Source organism: Adlercreutzia agrestimuris (assembly GCF_943193125.1).
Classification (GTDB): Bacteria; Actinomycetota; Coriobacteriia; order Coriobacteriales; family Eggerthellaceae; genus Xiamenia; species Xiamenia agrestimuris.
The window spans coordinates 154,228-172,420 of record NZ_CALPCX010000001.1 but is presented as its reverse complement, the minus strand read 5'-3'; the positions used below and the strand labels follow the sequence as shown (position 1 = coordinate 172,420).

Annotated in this window: 16 protein-coding genes; 13 read left to right on the top strand and 3 right to left on the bottom strand. The window is 49.3% G+C overall.

Going from position 1 to position 18,193, the window contains the following annotated elements; all coding sequences use genetic code 11:
- Positions 1 to 149 precede the first annotated feature (149 nt).
- Positions 150 to 2,240, top strand: coding sequence for a glutamine synthetase III family protein (locus NFR28_RS00695; protein ID WP_251177919.1), 2,091 nt, complete (start codon positions 150 to 152; stop codon positions 2,238 to 2,240).
- 75 nt (positions 2,241 to 2,315) lie between these two features.
- Here the strand turns inward: NFR28_RS00695 and NFR28_RS00690 are convergent, their stop codons facing one another.
- Together NFR28_RS00690 and NFR28_RS00685 are read right to left on the bottom strand one after the other, a co-directional pair.
- A complete protein-coding gene (locus NFR28_RS00690) occupies positions 2,316 to 3,611 on the bottom strand; it encodes a sensor histidine kinase (protein WP_251177918.1) in 1,296 nt (431 codons plus the stop codon).
- 18 nt (positions 3,612 to 3,629) lie between these two features.
- Positions 3,630 to 4,340, bottom strand: coding sequence for a response regulator transcription factor (locus NFR28_RS00685; protein WP_251177917.1), 711 nt, complete (start codon positions 4,338 to 4,340; stop codon positions 3,630 to 3,632).
- Positions 4,341 to 4,607: 267 nt separating this feature from the next.
- Between NFR28_RS00685 and NFR28_RS00680 the strand changes: the two genes are divergently transcribed.
- The 8 genes from NFR28_RS00680 to NFR28_RS00645 all read left to right on the top strand — a co-directional run bounded on the left by NFR28_RS00680 (position 4,608) and on the right by NFR28_RS00645 (position 12,346).
- A complete protein-coding gene (locus NFR28_RS00680; protein ID WP_251177916.1) occupies positions 4,608 to 5,528 on the top strand; it encodes a polyphosphate polymerase domain-containing protein in 921 nt (306 codons plus the stop codon).
- Positions 5,521 to 6,216: a DUF4956 domain-containing protein gene (locus NFR28_RS00675; protein ID WP_251177915.1), complete on the top strand. Its 696-nt coding sequence runs from the start codon at positions 5,521 to 5,523 to the stop codon at positions 6,214 to 6,216. The genes NFR28_RS00680 and NFR28_RS00675 overlap by 8 nt, the downstream gene beginning before the upstream one ends.
- An 81-nt stretch (positions 6,217 to 6,297) precedes the next feature.
- Positions 6,298 to 7,179: a carbohydrate-binding domain-containing protein gene (locus NFR28_RS00670; protein ID WP_251177914.1), complete on the top strand. Its 882-nt coding sequence runs from the start codon at positions 6,298 to 6,300 to the stop codon at positions 7,177 to 7,179.
- A 60-nt stretch (positions 7,180 to 7,239) separates the two neighbouring features.
- A complete protein-coding gene (locus NFR28_RS00665; protein ID WP_251177913.1) occupies positions 7,240 to 8,346 on the top strand; it encodes a carbohydrate-binding domain-containing protein in 1,107 nt (368 codons plus the stop codon).
- Positions 8,347 to 8,509: 163 nt separating this feature from the next.
- Complete coding sequence (locus NFR28_RS00660; protein WP_251177912.1) at positions 8,510 to 9,763, top strand: molybdopterin molybdotransferase MoeA; 1,254 nt, start codon at positions 8,510 to 8,512, stop codon at positions 9,761 to 9,763.
- Positions 9,763 to 10,239, top strand: coding sequence for a MogA/MoaB family molybdenum cofactor biosynthesis protein (locus NFR28_RS00655; protein WP_251177911.1), 477 nt, complete (start codon positions 9,763 to 9,765; stop codon positions 10,237 to 10,239). Before NFR28_RS00660 ends, NFR28_RS00655 begins: the two co-directional genes overlap by 1 nt.
- 58 nt (positions 10,240 to 10,297) lie before the next feature.
- A complete protein-coding gene (alr, locus tag NFR28_RS00650; protein WP_251177910.1) occupies positions 10,298 to 11,722 on the top strand; it encodes an alanine racemase in 1,425 nt (474 codons plus the stop codon).
- Between the two features lie 60 nt (positions 11,723 to 11,782).
- A complete protein-coding gene (locus NFR28_RS00645; protein WP_251177909.1) occupies positions 11,783 to 12,346 on the top strand; it encodes a uracil-DNA glycosylase in 564 nt (187 codons plus the stop codon).
- Between the two features lie 16 nt (positions 12,347 to 12,362).
- Here NFR28_RS00645 and NFR28_RS00640 read toward each other — a convergent pair whose 3' ends face one another.
- Entirely contained in the window at positions 12,363 to 13,286 is a 924-nt protein-coding gene (locus NFR28_RS00640) for a magnesium transporter CorA family protein (RefSeq protein WP_251177908.1), read from the bottom strand.
- Between the two features lie 642 nt (positions 13,287 to 13,928).
- On the opposite strand from NFR28_RS00640, the gene NFR28_RS00635 reads away from it, so the two are divergent.
- From NFR28_RS00635 to NFR28_RS00620, 4 genes are all read left to right on the top strand, one after another.
- Positions 13,929 to 14,828, top strand: coding sequence for a sulfide/dihydroorotate dehydrogenase-like FAD/NAD-binding protein (locus NFR28_RS00635; protein ID WP_251177907.1), 900 nt, complete (start codon positions 13,929 to 13,931; stop codon positions 14,826 to 14,828).
- A gap of 3 nt (positions 14,829 to 14,831) precedes the next feature.
- Positions 14,832 to 16,352, top strand: a complete 1,521-nt coding sequence (gene gltA, locus NFR28_RS00630; protein ID WP_251177906.1) for an NADPH-dependent glutamate synthase — start codon at positions 14,832 to 14,834, stop codon at positions 16,350 to 16,352.
- A 62-nt stretch (positions 16,353 to 16,414) separates the two neighbouring features.
- Positions 16,415 to 17,761: a bifunctional folylpolyglutamate synthase/dihydrofolate synthase gene (locus tag NFR28_RS00625; RefSeq protein WP_251177905.1), complete on the top strand. Its 1,347-nt coding sequence runs from the start codon at positions 16,415 to 16,417 to the stop codon at positions 17,759 to 17,761.
- Complete coding sequence (locus tag NFR28_RS00620) at positions 17,754 to 18,065, top strand: thioredoxin family protein (protein WP_251177904.1); 312 nt, start codon at positions 17,754 to 17,756, stop codon at positions 18,063 to 18,065. Before NFR28_RS00625 ends, NFR28_RS00620 begins: the two co-directional genes overlap by 8 nt.
- Positions 18,066 to 18,193: the final 128 nt, after the last annotated feature.

Here is an 18,193-nt window from a genome sequence, read left to right as displayed (position 1 = left end):
CAAGACAAATACCACAAACGGCAAAGAGTTAATACGCCGAAAAACATGAGAAACAATTCCGTTTTAAACTGTGAACAGCGGGTAGGGTGGCTAGTCGTGGTATCGTATGCGGATGATGTAGACTGCCACACGTAAAAGGAGAACACTTCATGGCGAACGTCTCAGAAATCTATGGTTCAGAGGTCTTTAATGAGCATACTATGCAGGAGCACCTGCCTTCTGCAACGTACAAAAGCTTGCTTAAAACCATTAAAGAGGGGCAACCACTTGATCCTGAGGTGGCAAATGTCGTAGCGCACGCCATGAAAGAATGGGCAATCGAAAAAGGTGCCACGCACTACACTCACTGGTTCCAGCCTCTTTCGGGCATTACGTCAGAAAAGCATGATGGTTTTCTGGATCCAAAGAGTGATGGCCGTGCCATTATGAGTTTCTCGGGCAAGGAGCTCATTCAAGGTGAGCCCGATGCTTCAAGCTTCCCATCAGGCGGCTTGCGCGCCACGTTTGAAGCACGTGGCTATACGGCATGGGATCCTACAAGCTATGCCTTCATCAAAGATGAGGTTTTGTGCATTCCTACAGCATTTTGCAGCTATACCGGTGAAGCGTTGGATAAAAAGACGCCGCTTTTGCGCTCTATGAAAGTCATCGAAGAGCAGGCTAATCGCGTGCTGGCTCTTTTTGGCGAACCAAAGCAACGCATTGTAACAACCGTTGGCGCTGAGCAGGAGTACTTTTTGGTGTCTGAGGCGGACTATGCCAAGCGCCAAGACTTGATGATGTGCAATCGAACCTTGTTTGGTTATGCGCCCTGCAAAGGTCAGGAATTAGAAGAGCACTATTTTGGCTCAATTCGTCCTACGGTAAATGAGTTTATGAAGGAGCTGGATACCGAGCTTTGGAAACTTGGCGTACCTGCTCGCACCAAACACAATGAGGTTGCGCCTGCTCAACATGAGTTGGCGCCCATTTTCTCTAACACTAACCGAGCCATTGATGAAAACTTACTGACCATGGAAAAAATGCGCCTGCTGGCAAGCCACCATGGTTTGGTATGCCTGTTGCACGAAAAGCCCTTTGAGGGTATTAACGGCTCAGGCAAACATAACAACTGGTCAATTGCTACTGATAAAACTAACTTGCTTGATCCGGGCGAAAGCCCCATTGATAACTTGCGCTTCTTAGTCTTTTTGACCGGCGTTATCCAGGCGGTAGATGATTATCAAGAGCTTTTGCGCATGTCGGTGGCGTCGGCGGGAAATGATCATCGCTTGGGTGCTCATGAGGCGCCTCCGGCTATCATCTCAATGTTTTTGGGTGATGAATTGAGCGAAGTGGTAGACGCACTCATTGATGAGCATGATTACACCTCTGCCGAGCGCGTTTCGGTTGACTTAGGTGTTGATGTGTTGCCGAATTTCCTTAAAGACAATACGGACCGGAATCGCACGAGTCCTTTTGCCTTTACGGGTAACAAGTTTGAATTCCGCATGCCTGGTTCTGCGGTAAATCTCTCTGATTGCAACATGATTCTCAATACCGCTATGGCTAAAAGCTTGAGTGACTTTGCCGATGCCATGGAAAGCGTTCCAACAGAGGAGTTTGAAGAGCGCGCCATTGAGTACATCAAGGCAATGCTGACGAAGCATCAGCGCATCATCTTTAATGGTGACGGTTATGGCGAAGAATGGGTAGAAGAGGCAAAACGCAGAGGTCTTGCCAACCATCTTACGACCGCTGAGGCGCTTCCTTGTTTCGTAGATCCAAAAAGCATTGAGCTTTTTGAGCGTTTTGGTGTGTTGTCAGAAACCGAGGTACGCAGCCGCTATGAAGTGAAGCTTGAGAAATATACCAAGTTGCTCAATATTGAAGTGCGCACGATGAAGCGCATGGTGCTTCGCCAGTTCATTCCTGCTATTACTGCTTATGCAACCGATGTTGCGCAAAACATTAATGCTGTTTTGCAGGTGAGTGCCGATGCTCCCGTGGCTCAGCAAAAAGGCTTGCTTAATCAGTTGTTAGAGGGTTTGCAGACAATTAACGAATGCCTGGAAGATCTTCGCGCGGAACATAAGCGTGCCCAGACGATTGAGGACGGCCAAGAGCGCGCAAATGTATATGCAGCTGAAATTGTACCGCGTATGGATGCGCTGCGTCGCTCGGTTGATGCTATGGAAGTTTTGGTTGATCGCAAGTATTGGCCAATGCCAACCTATAACGAGATGCTCTTTTACGTATAGGTTTGTATGTGTCTGTCGCATTGAACGCAGCATCTCTTTGTTAAGTGCGACAGTTACGTAACCTAAAGCGGAGCATTATTGCAAATCAAGTGGCAAGGTGAGTGTGAAGGTGGTACCTTCGCGCTCATTGCTTTTCACGCCAATAGTTCCCTTGTGCTCTTGGGCAATAGACTGAGCGATAGCTAGTCCGAGTCCATGTCCGCCTGCGTCGCGTGTGCGTGCTTTGTCGGCGCGATAAAAGCGGTCAAAGATGTGGGGTAAATCCTGAGCAGGTATAACAGTGCCGGTGTTGTTTACGCTCAATTTAGCGAAACGTCCCGATTTGACAAGTGACACTGTAACGCTTTGTTTGGCATGGGTATATTTGCATGCGTTGTCAATGAGTGTGGAAACAACGCGACGTAGTCGAACAAGGTTGCCGGTAACCTCAAGGTTAGGTTCCACTTTGCTTGTCATGGCAATGTCTTTTTCAAATGCAATTGACTCAAATTGCAGCAGTTCGCCTTCAACAAGATCAGAAAAATCAACTTTTTCCGAGGCTTGCTCCTGCAAAAGAGGGGTGTTGCCAATGCTTTGCTCTTCGTCAAGTTTTGCAAGAAGAAGCAGGTCATTTACGAGTGCTTGAATATGTTGTGCTTCGTGCTGCGTGCTATCAACCCACTGAACTTGCTCAGCGATGCTTCTTTCAGGGTGTTCAAGCAAGATAGAGGTGTTCGCCAAGATAACGGTTAAGGGTGTTTTGAGGTCATGTGAGACGTCGGCAACAAACTGACGTTGCTGTTGCCAAGCGCTTGCAACAGGTCTGAGTGCCCATCGCGCAAAGAAAATATTGATTACCAGCAAAACCGCCAACGCTAAGAGTGAAGCACCACCTAAATAGAGTGCTAAAGAATGCCAGGAGTTAACATAGGCAAGATCGGCAAATGCTAAGTATGTGGTGTCCCCAGTAACACGCTTTTCGTAGACAAGAGATAAATCGGGCAGCTCCCCGTATCCAGGCGCAGCATTCACGATCTCCTTAGTAGCATCATCGAGTACATCCGTTGCAATAGTTGCAGTGGTTTTAGAAGGTATTTCTTCTAAAGTGCCATCCGGTTGCAAGATGAAAGCTGCAACTGGAATGGACATGTCGGATTCCTTGCCACCAATTTCTGGCGGCAAAGGAGCATTTTGTTCGTCAAAATCTTTAGGACCGTGCAGCTTGGAGCGAGGTTCTTCGGCATGATCAAGAGCAATATCGAGAGAACGATTAACATGCTCAAAAGCTGATTGGTAGTTAAGGGTGCAAATTACAACGCACAGCAGCACGAGTATTATTGCAACACAGCTCATATTAAGAGCAATAAATTTGACGCGAAGACGCTTGAGCATACGGCGAATACTTTCTCGTTAGTTAAGCGATGAAGCTTGCGAATCAACGCTCTCACCAGCGCTGAGCCGATATCCTGTTTTGCGTAATGTCTCAATGGTACTCGTTGATCCGAGGAAGCGAATTTTTTTGCGCAAGAATGACACGTAAGCTTCGACATTGTTGTCTTCTGCGCTTGAGTCAAGCCCCCAAACCTTTTCAATTAATGTCTCTTTAGAAACCACCATTCCTGCGTTGGTGATCAGCACTTTTGCCAGCTCGAATTCTTTATGAGAGAGGTGGATAGTCTTGTTGGTTGTGGTGCATGAGAGGTCATGACTGGCAAGTGTCAGCGTTAAATCTCCTGCATCAAGCTTTTCAAAGATGACTTCGCCCATGCGTCGCGTCAGTGCGCGCAGATGGGCCAGAAGTTCGGCGGGAGCAAAGGGTTTGGTCATATAATCATCGGCGCCGCTATCAAGTCCTGTTATTTTGTCGGGTACAGTATCTCGTGCTGTTAGGAGCAAAATAGGGGTATTGATAGCACTTCTGCGCAGCTCAGAGGCAACCGAAAAACCGTCACGCTTGGGAAGCATGACGTCTAAGATGATCACGTCGTATGTGTCGTATTTGGCGAAAGTAAGTCCTTCTTCGCCATCGTGAACCATATCAACAAGATAGTGGTTCTCTTCCAAAATATGTTTGAGCGCAGATGCCAATCGTATGTCATCTTCAACAATCAAAATGCGCATAAAAAGCCTTTCATCGGGAATGACCTGATCTCAACGGGGACAGGTTTGCCATTCTCATCCTCATTGTACGCGCGAAGTTGAAAAGAACCTGAAAGACGGGGGTGTCTTTCAGTGAAATTTCAGGCTTGGTTTTTAGTATATCGTCGCACGGTTCACATCTGCAATATTTCAGCGGGACGGGTGCCGTGTGTAAGCTGGTGCGCTCCATATCTGCAGTGGAAATACAGCACGTTGGTAGCGCACCTACCTTTAAGAGATTGGCACATTATGGGTGAATACATCGGAGTGTTTGAGCGAAAAGAAGTGAAGTATGTGCTGAGTGAAGCTCAGTATCAGCAGTTTCGTGCGCTCATTGATCCGTATATGGCGCTTGATGAATATGGCGAAACGCGTGTGAACAGTGTGTATTTTGATACGCCGCAACGCGAACTTATTGAGCGCTCGCTTGATAAGCCGCTTTATAAAGAGAAGCTTCGTATGCGTTGGTATGAACGGAATGAAGAAGGTAGTGACGCTGAAGTGCCGGAGGGTGCCAACCAAACCGAGCAGGATGTGCAGGTCGCGCAGGCTGGACCGCGCGTTGCCGCCGATGTCGTATTCGTTGAGTTGAAAAAGAAGTTTAAAGGCATCGTCTATAAGAGGCGCGTGTCATGTACGCGTGATGCAGCTCAGCGCTACTTGTCGGGTGTTTATGCCTACGAGCAAGCTGTGAGTGCATTTCCGCTTGATGTAAACGCGGTGGCTGAAGCCGAGTTGTCCCCGCGATCCGTTCAAATTGCACGCGAGATTGATGCTTTCTGTGGTCGATGGGGCACTTTGCGACCCTCCATGTTGATATCGTGCGTGCGCAGCGCGCTTGCGCTTCGTGAAGCATTTGCCGCCCAAGAGAATGTGCGCATTACGTTTGATGCGCACCTAACCTATCGGGATCTGGCGCTTGCAGGCGAAAGCGATGCGTTCGCATGTACTGATTCGCCCGGTGCAGATTGTGCCATTTTGGATCCCACGCGCGTGGTGATGGAAATTAAAGTGGCAGGCCCTTATCCGCTTTGGTTGGTTGATGCACTGGATGTATGCGACATTCGCCCACAGTCCTTTTCAAAATATGGCGAAGCATACAAAAAGAGTAGCAAGGCGCGCGTGATGAGAAAAAACGCGCAGGTAAGAAAGGAGGAGCGCTGTGCTTGATGCAGCTCTCACATCAATTTATGGTGCAAGTGAATCTATGGTGGCAAGCGTTACTACTGAGTCGTTTTTGCTCTGCTGCTTGACCTCAATTGTGCTTGGCGCGGCGGTTGCGGGCATCTATATGTTTCGCCATGCGCACTCCAAGAACTTCGTTATCACGCTGGCGCTTTTGCCGCTCATTGTGCAGATGGTCATCATGTTGGTCAATGGGAACTTGGGCGCGGGTATTGCGGTAATGGGCGTGTTTAATCTTGTGAGGTTCCGCTCAATTCCGGGAAGCGCCAAAGACATTGGAAGCGTGTTTTTTGCAATGGCAATTGGCCTTGCAACTGGTATGGGCTTTTTGGTTTTGGCCTGCCTCTTTACGCTTATTGTGGGTGCGGTGAACGTGGCTTATGTGCTTTCGCCGTTTGGTAAACCAAAGGAACCTGAAAAGGCACTCAAGATTACGATTCCTGAAGATCTTGAATATGACGGTGTTTTTGATGAGGTGTTAGCTCGCTACGCTGCCGAGAGCGAACTCGTTGAAGTTCGCACAACCAACATGGGCAGTTTATTCCAGCTTGAATATGCAATTCGCCTGAAAGAGCCTGGTCGCGAAAAGCAGATGATTGATGAACTGCGCTGCTTGAATGGCAATCTTAAGATTTCGTGCGGCAGACCAGTTGTTGGACGCGAAACACTGTAATGCGAAATGCCCTGAACCTCTCAACGCCGATGTGTACGTGTGCACAGATTGCGGGAGTGGGGCTTATGGTAGGGAGGATACATGAAACACAATGATGGACAAAAGGGATACAAGTTTGTCCCAAGTTTGAAAAAAACGATGGTAGCGTCACTTTTGACGGGTGCCTTGATGAGCGGATATGTGCTTACGGGGTGCTCTTCGGCTCAGGTTGAAGATGCTGGCGAATCTGTTGCAGATGCGCCAGTTGATCAGCAAGACGAAAGCGCTTCAACCCAGAATGACCAAACGTATGACAGCTTTGAGCAGGTGGCAGCTGCTTTTGATGCGCAAGCGCTTGACCTTGACTATTCCAAGCGCGATACGGACTCTTCGTATGACGATGCAACCTCAACACACATAGCGCTTGCTGGTAGCTCGGCAACTGTTGAGGGCGAAGGTGCTCAAGCAGATGCCAACGCTATTACGATCAATGCTGAGGGCACCTATGTGGTGAGCGGTGAGCTTACTAACGGCCAGCTTTTAGTGGAAGCTCCTGAAGATGCAAAAGTGCAGATTGTGCTTGATGGGGCAACGCTTCATAACGACAGTGGTCCGGCGCTCTATGTAAAGCAAGCTGACAAGTGCTTCATTACGCTGGCGGATGGGTCGGTTAATGAATTGTCTGACGGCACTGAGTATGTGCTTGAGGAGGATTCCGATGAGCCGTCTGCAGCACTTTTCGCGCGCGCAGATTTAACACTTAATGGAAGCGGCACGCTTACCGTTGATGGCACTTACGACAACGGCATCTATACCAAAGATGATCTGGTTATTACCGGTGGCACTTACCGTGTAGAAGCAGTTGGGGATGCACTGCGTGGTCGTGATTGCGTCAAGATTGCCGATGGTACTTTTGATCTTGTTGCAGGTGGCGACGGCATTAAGTCCAACAAGGATACAAAGCCCACGCAAGGATTTGTGTGAATTGACGGCGGAGATTTAACGATTGAAGCAGAAGATGATGGCATTCAAGGTAAAACGTATGTGCGTATAGCAGGAGGATCTGTTGATATTATCTCTGCTGATGATGCAATTCACAGTGACCTGGAAGGTGTTATTACAGGCGGCGAACTGAGTATTGATGCTGGTGATGATGCGTTTCATGCGGAGACTAAGCTCGTTATTGACGAGGGTAATGTTGAGATTATTTCGTGCGTAGAAGGCTATGAAGCACAAGAGGTAATTGTCAATGGTGGTACGTCGAATATCACCGCAAGCGATGATGCTCTTAACGCCGCTGTTGCAGACCTCAGCGATGACGAGGGGACCAACGAAGCGGCAGGCGCACAAGATTCCGGGGCAGCTGCAGCGAGCGAAGGCGCCCCTGAACCTCCGAGCGGTGATATGCCAAACGGAGCCGATATGCCAGGAGGTGCTGAAGGCGCCCCTGAACCTCCGAGCGGTGATATGCCAAGCAGCGCACCGGACGCAGCAGCAGAGAGCGGCGAGTTTGCTGGTCGTGGTGGCATGCGAGGCGACATGGGTGGCGGCCCGGGCGGCATGTCTGAGGTAAGTGAGGCATGTTTGCTGCAAATCAATGGCGGTACGCTAATTATTAATGCCGGCGGTGACGGTGTTGACAGTAATGGCAGCTTGGAAATCAACGGCGGCATCGTCTTGGTTAACGGACCAGATTCGGGAGCAGATAGTGCGCTTGATTATGAGTTGTCAGCTACGGTTTCAGGAGGCAGCGTTTTGATGCTTGGCTCAGCGGGCATGGCTGAAACCTTCACAGGTGGCGAACAGCCCTTTGCAACCGTTATGGCTTCCGGACAAGCAGGTCAAAACGTTGCGGTTGTTGATGGGCAAGGAAATGTGCTGGTGTCCCTGAATGCAGAAAAGGCATTTGATCAAGTTATAGCCTCGTCTCCTCAGATGAGCGAAGGTGGCACCTATTCGGTTGTTATCGGCGGCACGCCACAAAGCGCTGACGTGTATGGGTTTGCTGAAAGTGGGAGTATCTCAGGCGGTAGTGCAACTGAGGTAACCGCTTCAACAACACCCACCCAAGTAGGCGGCATGGGCGGCATGCGCGGAGGTGGCCTCGGTGGATTTGAAAGGGGCGCTGGTCCAGGTGGTATGCAAGCCTAACAGTTTACGCTCTTCATTTATCCTTAAAGCGCTATAATTGTCCGCGCGAGAATAATGAATCGCGCACGCATGCGCACTCATTGTACCTACGCAGCCGTCTTCGTCTTGAAGACGGCTGTTCGTTGTTATATACCAGCTGAGAGGGTTGGCGAAAGGGGTCATCGTGCCAGAAATGTTAGCGTTGGAAGAAGCGCGTGATTTGGTCTTATCAAAGGTGCACACACTTGATGCTGAGACGGTTTGTGTGCTTGATGCTGCTGGACGCGTTGCGGCAGCAGATTTGAAGAGCGATATAGATATTGCCCCTTTTGCTCATTCTGCTATGGATGGTTTTGCGGTTCGCGCAGATCAACTTGCAGATGCAACGCCTGAGACGCCGGTATGCAAACGCGTTATTGCTGAAGTTGCCGCCGGAGATGTGTTTGAGGGCTGCATTGCTGATGATGAGTGTGTTCGCATTATGACCGGCGCTGCGTTACCCACTGATGCAGACTCAGTTGTTAAATATGAAATTGTTGGCGTGGTAGAAGGCGATGGGCTGCCTGGTAGTGTTGTCTCGTTTACTGCGCCCACAGCGCTTAATTCAAATGTGCGCGCCGCGGGAGAAGAGACAAAAGCTGGCGAAGTTGTTGTTCGTCAAGGTGAGGTTATCAACTGTGCTGGTGTAGGTTTTCTGGCAAGCTGCGGCATTGTTGAAGTGCCCGTGTATCGTCGTCCGCGCGTAGCGGTCATTGCTATTGGCTCTGAGTTGGTTGACCCGACCGAGGTTCCTTGTCCTGGCAAAATTCGCAATTCCAACAGCTATGCGCTGGCGGCTTCAGCGCGTGCGGCGGGTGCAGAGGTTTCCATTCTGCCTATCGTGAAAGATGATCTTGAGACATTAAAAGCAGAAGTTTTGAACGCCACTCATACGTATGATTTTATCGTTACAAGCGGTGGTGCTTCAGATGGTGACTTTGATTTCATTAAGCCAACTGTCGAGCAGCTCGGTGAACTCTTTATGACCTTAGTGAACATACGACCGGGTAAAGCTCAAACGTTTGGCCTGGTAAATGGCGTGCCAGTTTTCGGGTTGCCTGGTAACCCCGCTGCTGCTTATGTCGGCTTTGAGATGTTGGTTCGCCCGGCACTTCGCAAAATGCAAGGGTTTAGCATCTATGAACGCCCTTCGGTGCGTGCTCGTTTGGCCACTGACGCAAAGAAAAAAGATCCGCGTCGTATCTTTTTGCGCTCCACGTTGTCACGAGACGAGGAAGGCTATGTTGTGACACCAGCAAAAAATCAAAGTTCGGGCTTGTTTGGCGTTTTGCAACGCAGTAACTGCTTGGCAGTGCTTCCCGAAGGGGGCGAAGGCCGTAGTGCGGGATCTGTTGTCGAGTGCATTTTGCTTGATGTGACCGAGGAGGTTTGTTTGTAATGGGAACTATCACCTTTGCTATTGTCACGTGCTCAGATACCCGTGATATCTCACAAGACACTGCCGGTAGTGCACTTGAAGAGCTTATTGCGCACGAAGGGTGGACGTGTGTAGATCGTTCGGTTGTGAAAGATGAGCGAACTGAGATTTCGCAGGCCATTGTGTATGCGTGTGACCAATTGGATGTTGATGTGGTTTTGACGTGCGGAGGAAGCGGTCTTTCTCTTCGCGATGTAACACCTGAAGCCACTATGGATGTGTGCGATCGGATGGTGCCTGGTATTGCTGAGGGGATGCGCGCGCATTCGCTCACTATCACGCCTTATGCCATGCTTTCTCGTGCGGTATGTATGCAGCGCGGTCGGCATTTGGTGATTAACTTACCCGGATCTGAAAAAGCCGCGCGCGAAAACTGGGAAGGTGTTGTTGGCGTATTACCGCATGCCATCAAGATGACGGGTGGCGCTGGCCACTAGTATGACCCTATAAGTCTTGTACAATAATGTGCTGAGTATAAGGCGAAAGGCAATAGTCATGGCAATGAATGATCTTCCAAACGGATTTACGGGTTTTTCAAAAAACCGACCAAACGATTTTGAGTCGGCCAAGAGTGCCATGGATTTTCATGCCGCTTCGCGTTCGGTTGCATCGGATGTTTCGCGCCAATCGCGCAGGGCGGTGTCTGATAAGCCTGCGGGTTGGGTTGCGGATGATCGGCCTGATACTCGTGCTGTTTTGCAGTTTGCTGCAAACGGGGGTAAGCCTGACGAGCGCGGCGTGATACCGTTTGATCCTGAGAAGCTTGCCGCTATTCCCGAGATTGAGCGACGCTGGTCATGGGTAGAAATTGACCTTAATGCCATTCGCCATAACACTAAAACAGTGCGCCGCAATGTGGCGCCGGGGACGCACCTTATGGCGGTCGTAAAATCTGATGCGTATGGACATGGCGCAGTGCGTTGCGCGAAGACGGCGCTCAACTCGGGTGCCGATTACCTTGCGGTTGCAACCATTGATGAAGCCATTGAGCTTCGCGAGAATTATATTAATGCTCCTATACTGATTTTGTCGCAACCGCCGATGACAGCAATCCCGCTGTTGTTGGCATATAAGGTTATGCCGAGTGTGTATGATCCGCAGTTCGCTATTGCGTACGCTGAGGCAGCCGATGCGTTTCATCTGCGCGCGCCATACCATTTGGCGGTAAACACAGGCATGAATCGTATAGGTGTGCGTTTTGATGATGTTGTTGAGTTCATGAGTCAGGTGAGCTTTCATCGGGCGCTTGATCTTGTGGGAACGTTTACTCATTTCGCCACAGCAGACGAGGTTGAGACCTTGGATTTTGGTATTCAGGTGAAGCGTTTTGTGGAGGCAATTAACGCGCTTCGCCTTGCAGGATTTGATCCAGGTATTATCCATGCCGCTAACTCTGCTGCCACTATGCGTTTCTCTGACGTTCATTTTGACATGGTTCGTTTAGGCATAGGTATGTATGGCTTGCATCCTTCCGGGGTCACGCGTCCGCTCATTGAGCTGAAACCAGCTATGAGCGTGCATGCGCGCATTACCGATATGCGCGCGGTTCCTATGAGCGAAGGCGTGAGCTATGGTCTGCACTATCGCAGCCCCGGTTCGGTCATGATTTGCACCATTCCGGTAGGGTATGCGGATGGATTTTGCAGGGGGCTATCAGGGCGCACTGATATCATTTTGCAAGGGGAGCGTTGTGCGCAAGTAGGCAATATCTGCATGGATCAGTGTATGTTTGAGGTTGATATGCGCTCGTATGGCTCACGTCGCCGTTTGAACCCTCAGGTGGGGGATGAGGTGTTGCTTGTTGGGCGGCAGGGGATGTCAATTATTACGCTTGATGATTTGGCGAATACCCTTGATACGATCAACTATGAAATGGCTATTTCGTTTGGCAATTCTCGCTTGCCACGCGTGTATGTTTAAAAACCATTCACTCTTTGAGTGATCGCAAGAAACGCGATGGTTAAGAAAGGCGAAGACGCTGTGCAACATGAACCAATAAGCTTAACCGAGCTGGAGAAGCAGGTTTGCGCCTGCCATGCTTGTTCGCTTGCAGATGCACGAACGCAAACGGTATTTGGGGACGGAGACCCTCATGCGCGCGTGATGATCATTGGCGAGGCGCCTGGCAAAAACGAAGACTTGCAAGGAAAGCCTTTCGTGGGGGCTGCGGGGAAGTACTTACAAGAGCTGTTGGCGTTGGCGCATCTTGAGCGCGAGCAGGTTTTTATTGCGAATGTTTTAAAGTGCAGGCCACCGTCAAACAGAGATCCCAAGCCTGAAGAAATTCAGTTGTGTGCTCCGTTTTTGCGCATGCAAACTCGGGCTATTGACCCAGAGTTCATTGTGACGCTTGGCAACTTTGCTACAAAATTCATTTTGAAAACCGATGTAGGCATCACGCATTTGCATGGGCAGCTTCATCAGACGGGCAAGTTTAAGGTTTTGCCGGTATACCATCCTGCAGCAGCGCTCTATGATCCTAAGAAGCGTTCTGCTCTTGAACAGGACTTTACGCTTCTTGGTCAACTTCTGGCAGCAGAGTAGTTTGCGAATATAACCGCTAAAGCCAGCCTTTGTGTTTGAATACAATGAGTTCTACGATCACAATAAGAAGCACGACACAGCACATAAGCGGATAGCCCCAGGCACTACTGAGCCCTGGCATATCTGCAAAGTTCATGCCAAACCAACCAGTAACCAGGGTAAGCGGGGCAAAGAGTGTGGTGATGACTGTGAAGAATTTCATGGTGTCATTTTGTTGGGTGTCAATCTCTGTTTGATAGAGTTCGCGCAGTTGAAGCGAGTATTCCTTAAGTGTCACCGCACGTTGTAGAAGCCTGTCAAAGTTGCGTTCAAGTTGCACAAACGTAATTGTTTCTTGGTGGGTGAGCAGTTTGTTTTCGTTTTCGGCAAGCTCTCCGGCCATGTCCATAAGCTGCTGATAATAGGTATCAAGACGGAGGAGCTTTCGGCGGAAATTAAGCATCACTTCGTTTGCATTTTTGAATCCGCGTTTAATAATGGATTCTTCAACATCTTCCATCTTGTCTTCAAGGTCGGATAGATATTGCAGATCGCCTTTGGTGAGCAACTTCATGAATTCAAACAGACACCAAGGCGTGGTCGGTTCTTTGAGCAACCCTTGTTTGCTAATGGTGTCAAGAATGGGCTTGCAGAAATTGCTCTCGTCCAAAAAGATGAGATGAGTCTTGTCGAAGTAAAATGCAAAACACTCTTCCTCGGCAAGGGGGTGTACTTTGCTTGGCACAGCAAACGAACCCACAAAGCAGGTGGGAAATGAGTCCAAGTAGGTGGTTTTTGCCGATACGAGCGTTTCGAGTGCTGATTTCATTTCCTTGCTAATCAAACCAAGGTCAACAAACTCTTGAGCGGTGAGAACATAGACCGATGAGGTGTTGGCTGGCGTTGGTTGGTCAAAAGGCACTGACTCCAAACGTTTCGTAAGTAAAAACTTGCTTGCCATAATAGACACTTCCTTAATGGCTCTTCCTTTAAGGTGACTGCCGTTCTGTTTGCGCCTGATGATGCGCTTATGTGAGGCTCTACGAAAAGGCTAGCACTCCTTCATAAACGATGAGGAGAAGGCTAACGGTTCGTAGATGAGATGTTGTCATTTCGTCTTTCTGGAAAATGACAAAACGGTAACGCGTCTGACGTCTATCTAAAGAGAATATGTGTTATAGCTGCTTGTCAGGGGAGTATTTAGTGCGATACTTAACGAGAAGGTAACAAATACACCTTATAAATGCGCACAGTCGCGACTCTGCGAGCGCTTTATTTCAAAACGGTTAAACCTTCGTTTCTCATCTTTGACGACCGCGCTGAGCTTATTGCGAATTGTTGAGTGCTTTCGTATGGTTAATGCAGCGAAAAAGAATGGGACCTTACCTGGTATTATTGAGCTGAATTGCAGAAAAACTACCGCTGACTGTACAAAACATACCGTTTAAGGTAGTATTTGCTACTCTTTAGAATTCAATTTCCTTTGCGTCACCACGAAATATTTATTTGCTGTAATGAGCAACCATTTTCAGGGAGGGTACCATTTTCGTCCCAGCTGTTACAGGGCAGTTTTGGGGAAAATGGTTGAAAAGGATGATGAGCAATGTTTGAGATTCTCGAAGCGGAGCAACTAAACAAAGACGTCACACGAATGGTTATTGATGCGCCTGATATTGCAAGGCGTATCAAGCCGGGTCAATTCATTATGTTGCGTATTGATGAGCAAGGAGAGCGCATCCCGCTGACCATGAATGACTGTGACCCTGATAAAGGTACAGTCACTATTGTGTTTCAAGCGGTTGGCGCAACAACTATGAAGCTTTCCACTATGCACGCAGGGGAGTATCTGCTTGACTTCGTCGGACCACTTGGTAATCCCACCGAGCTTGATGGGGTTAAGCGCGCATGCATAATTGGGGGCGGCTTAGGTACAGCTATCGCATATCCTCAGGCTAAGTGGTTGCATGATCATGGTGCTCAAGTGGACGTTATTACTGGTTTTCGTTCGGCTGATCTCATTATGCTTGAAGAGGAAATTGAGAAGGTTTCTGAGCATCAGTTTATTGTTACCGATGATGGCTCTAACGGACATCGCGGTTTAGTGACGCATGTTTTAGCAAAACAAATTGAAGCAGGAGTCAACTATGACCTGGTTGTAGCCATTGGACCGGTCATTATGATGCAGAAAGTTTCCGAGCTTACAAAGCCACACGCTATTAAAACGTGGGTGTCCATGAATCCGCTTATGATTGATGGAACGGGTATGTGTGGCGTGTGCCGAGTAAAAGTGGGCGATCAGTATTTGCATGCTTGTGTTGATGGTCCTGACTTCGATGGTCATCTGGTAGATTTCGCTGACGCACTTCGCCGTGGTGTTCAATATCGCGAGCCTGAACAGTATGCGCGCGAGGTGGCCGCACATAAGCTGACAAGTGAAGGTCGCTCATGTGGTGGTGGCGTGCAGCTGCATGAAGAGCAACAGCTTCGACGGAAGGCGGGGTAAGTTATGCCTTGCGTATATGACGTCAATAAAGACAATGAGAAAGTGGCCATGCCAGAACTTGATCTGGTCACGCGTTCTCAGAATTTTTGCGAAGTAGCTCTGGGTTACACAGAAGAGCAAGCGCAAGAGGAAGCGCGCAGATGCATTCAGTGTCCAAAGAAGCCCTGCATGAGTGGTTGTCCAGTAGGCGTTCCCATTCCGCAGTTTATTGAGCAAGTTGCTTTGGGTAATTTTGCGCATGCGTATCAACTCGTACACCAGGCGAACACGTTGCCTGCAGTGTGCGGGCGTGCGTGTCCACAGGAGACTCAATGTGAAGGCAAGTGCACACGCGGTCGCAAGGGTGAGCCTGTTGGTATTGGCAGGCTCGAGCGCTTCGTAGCTGACTGGGCAATGGCTCATCCTGATGAAGTTGCAGCATTTGAGGCCTCGGCAACAAAATCAACCAGCCATACGACTGCTCCTTGTACAGCTGATCTTGCAGATGCGCAAGAGGCATCGCTTGAATCAGCATTCGCCGCAGAGTCCGATGATTTGGATGGCTATCGCGTTGCGGTGGTAGGTTCAGGTCCTGCGTCCTTGACGTGTGCTGGCGAGTTGGCGCAACGCGGCTGCGACGTGAGTGTGTTTGAGGCCCTTCATGAAACAGGTGGCGTTTTAACATACGGCATTCCTGAGTTTCGTTTGCCAAAGAAGCTCGTAGCAGAAGAAATTCACAAACTTGAAGATGTGGGAGTTGATTTCAAGACTGATGTTGTGGTGGGTAAACTCTACGACATTGATGAGCTTATGGACGAGCGCGGTTTCGATGCGGTCTTTGTGGGTACAGGCGCGGGCCTTCCAAGCTATTTAGGTATTGAAGGTGAGGGCGCCAACGGCGTCATGGTAGCAAATGAGCTGCTCACGCGCGTAAACCTCATGAAGGCATATCAGTTTCCCAGCTTCGATACACCAGTTTATGCAGGTAAGCATTGTGTAGTAGTTGGCGGCGGAAATGTTGCCATGGATGCGGCTCGTACAGCGCGACGTTTGGGTGCCGAAGTGACGCTTGTGTATCGTCGCGGTCGCGAACAGATGCCTGCGCGCGCTGAAGAGATTCACCATGCGGTACAAGAGGGCATTAAGCTGCAGCTTTTGACAAATCCCGTGCGTGTTTTGGTAGATGATGAAGGTTGGATTGAGGGCGTTGAGTGCGTGTCAATGGAGCTCTCTGAGCCAGACGAAAGCGGCCGTCAGAGCGTGGTTGCGGTTCCGGATTCCAATTTCGCGATTGACGCTGATATGATGGTTGTCGCTGTTGGCTCCAAAACAAACCCTCTCATTGCAAAAACAACGCCTGGTCTTGAGGTTACTTCTCGCAACCTTATGGTGGTTGACGAGCAGACGTGTGCTACGTCTAAACCTGGTGTATATGCAGGTGGCGATGCGGTAAGTGGTGCAGCAACAGTCATTTTAGCTATGGGTGCAGGCAAGCGTGCAGCGGCAGGAATTGCCGACTATCTTAAAGTGAAGCAAGCCAGCTAAGCGGGGCTTATTCCTAAGGTAGACTAACTCGCGTAACTATTTTACTCGTGTTAGGTGAGCGCATGACAGCTGAATTTGATCCTGTGGCATATATCAATGAACCACGTTGGCAGGCTTCTCGGCTTGGCTTAGAGCGTATTAGTGCGGCACTTGATGCGCTTGGCCGACCTCAAGATGCGCTTTCGTTTGTTCATGTTGCAGGCACAAACGGCAAGGGGTCTACGTGCGCTTATATCTCTTTTATCTGTCGGGCAGCTGGATTGAAGACGGGTCTTTTCACTTCGCCTTATATAGAGCGTTTTGAGGAGAGAATTCAGGTCAACGGCCAAGCGATATCTTATGAGGAACTAAGTAGGGTAACGCGTAGCGTTCAAGTCGTTGCAGAAGAGCTTGCGCATAAAACAGGAGATCATCTTACAGAATTCGAGCTTATGTGTGCGGTAGCTTTAGTCTATTTTGCACAACAAGCATGCGATATTGTGGTGCTTGAAGTAGGATTAGGTGGTCGTCTTGATTCTACCAATGTGATTGATCGGGCTGAAGTTGATGTAATTACGCGTATTGACCTTGATCATACCGCATTGCTCGGCGACACGCTTGAGGCTATTGCCGGCGAAAAAGCTGCCATCATTAAGCCCGGCGCTGCTGTGGTTAGTGCACCGCAGACTGATGGTGTTCGCGCGGTTATTGAGACTGCCGCACACTGTGCTGATACACTCTGTTTTGTCTCGGATCAAAATATCGTAAACCTTGGGGTTTGTGCCAATAATGGCTCGTTGATCAGGGAGTTTTCCTACAAAACGTTCGACAAATTGCAAACGTCACTTCTGGCTGGCTATCAGATTGAGAATGCAGCTCTTGCCCTTGAGGCTGCCTTGGCGCTTCGTTGTCGTGGATTTAAGATTTCGGATGAAGCGCTTCGAGCAGGGATAGCGCAAGCAACGTGGCCCGGACGATTCGAGATTGTCCAGTTCGCCTCTGATGAGATGGTGCCTGAGCAGCCTGTCCGGCACCCAGCAATTGTTGTGGATGGCGGTCATAATCCTCAGGGCGCACGTGCATTGGCCCAATCGATTCGTGAAGTATTTGCGGGGCGACGTGTGATTTTCGTTATGGGCGTGCTGGCCGATAAAGCATATGGTGAAATGATTGAGGCGGTAGCTGATCTTGCGAAGCTGTTCATTGCGGTTACGCCCGATAATCCGCGAGCGCTTGCAGCACACGAGCTTGAGCAAGAGATACGCCTACGAACAACTGCTCCAAGCATAATGGCGGCTAGCTATGATGATGCGCTTGAGCTTGCGATGTCAAATGCTGAAAACGCCGATGTTGTTTGCTTTTTTGGAAGCTTGTACGCAATTGCTGATGTCAAAAACGCTTTGCGACACAGGGAGGTTTGCGATGATTGACTTAACAAAAGAAAACTTCGACGACGAAGTGACAAACGCTCAAAACCTTGTCTTGGTAGATTTTTGGAGCCCAGGATGCGGTCCGTGCAAAATGATGCATGTGGTGCTCGGTGAGCTTGAGCCTTTGTATCCAGAGGTGACATTCGCTCAGATGGACGCAAGCAAATATCCTGATGTTGCATTTGCCTTTGATGTGGTGAGCGTCCCAACGCTGGTTCTTTTCAAGGAAGGGCGCATGGTTGATAGTATTGTTGGTGCTGTGCCGAAAGCACGCGTTGAAGAAATGCTTGCGAATCACTCATAGATTGCAGCACTTACAGGTGTGAGGTTGAGTGCTTTTTCGTTATAACCTCAAGCTTGTTATCTCGCAAAAAAGGCTACTCAAATGAGTAGCCTTTTAAAATGCTCAGTGGGGTTGAGTACCACTGCTGC

Bases quoted from the DNA above. Each gene is read 5' to 3' on its own strand.
- NFR28_RS00695 (WP_251177919.1), top strand. From the start codon at position 150: ATGGCGAACGTCTCAGAAATCTATGGTTCAGAGGTCTTTAATGAGCAT.
- NFR28_RS00690 (WP_251177918.1), bottom strand. From the start codon at position 3,611: ATGCTCAAGCGTCTTCGCGTCAAATTTATTGCTCTTAATATGAGCTGT.
- NFR28_RS00685 (WP_251177917.1), bottom strand. From the start codon at position 4,340: ATGCGCATTTTGATTGTTGAAGATGACATACGATTGGCATCTGCGCTC.
- NFR28_RS00680 (WP_251177916.1), top strand. From the start codon at position 4,608: ATGGGTGAATACATCGGAGTGTTTGAGCGAAAAGAAGTGAAGTATGTG.
- NFR28_RS00670 (WP_251177914.1), top strand. From the start codon at position 6,298: ATGAAACACAATGATGGACAAAAGGGATACAAGTTTGTCCCAAGTTTG.
- NFR28_RS00655 (WP_251177911.1), top strand. From the start codon at position 9,763: ATGGGAACTATCACCTTTGCTATTGTCACGTGCTCAGATACCCGTGAT.
- alr (WP_251177910.1), top strand. From the start codon at position 10,298: ATGGCAATGAATGATCTTCCAAACGGATTTACGGGTTTTTCAAAAAAC.
- NFR28_RS00640 (WP_251177908.1), bottom strand. From the start codon at position 13,286: ATGGCAAGCAAGTTTTTACTTACGAAACGTTTGGAGTCAGTGCCTTTT.
- NFR28_RS00635 (WP_251177907.1), top strand. From the start codon at position 13,929: ATGTTTGAGATTCTCGAAGCGGAGCAACTAAACAAAGACGTCACACGA.
- gltA (WP_251177906.1), top strand. From the start codon at position 14,832: ATGCCTTGCGTATATGACGTCAATAAAGACAATGAGAAAGTGGCCATG.
- NFR28_RS00625 (WP_251177905.1), top strand. From the start codon at position 16,415: ATGACAGCTGAATTTGATCCTGTGGCATATATCAATGAACCACGTTGG.
- NFR28_RS00620 (WP_251177904.1), top strand. From the start codon at position 17,754: ATGATTGACTTAACAAAAGAAAACTTCGACGACGAAGTGACAAACGCT.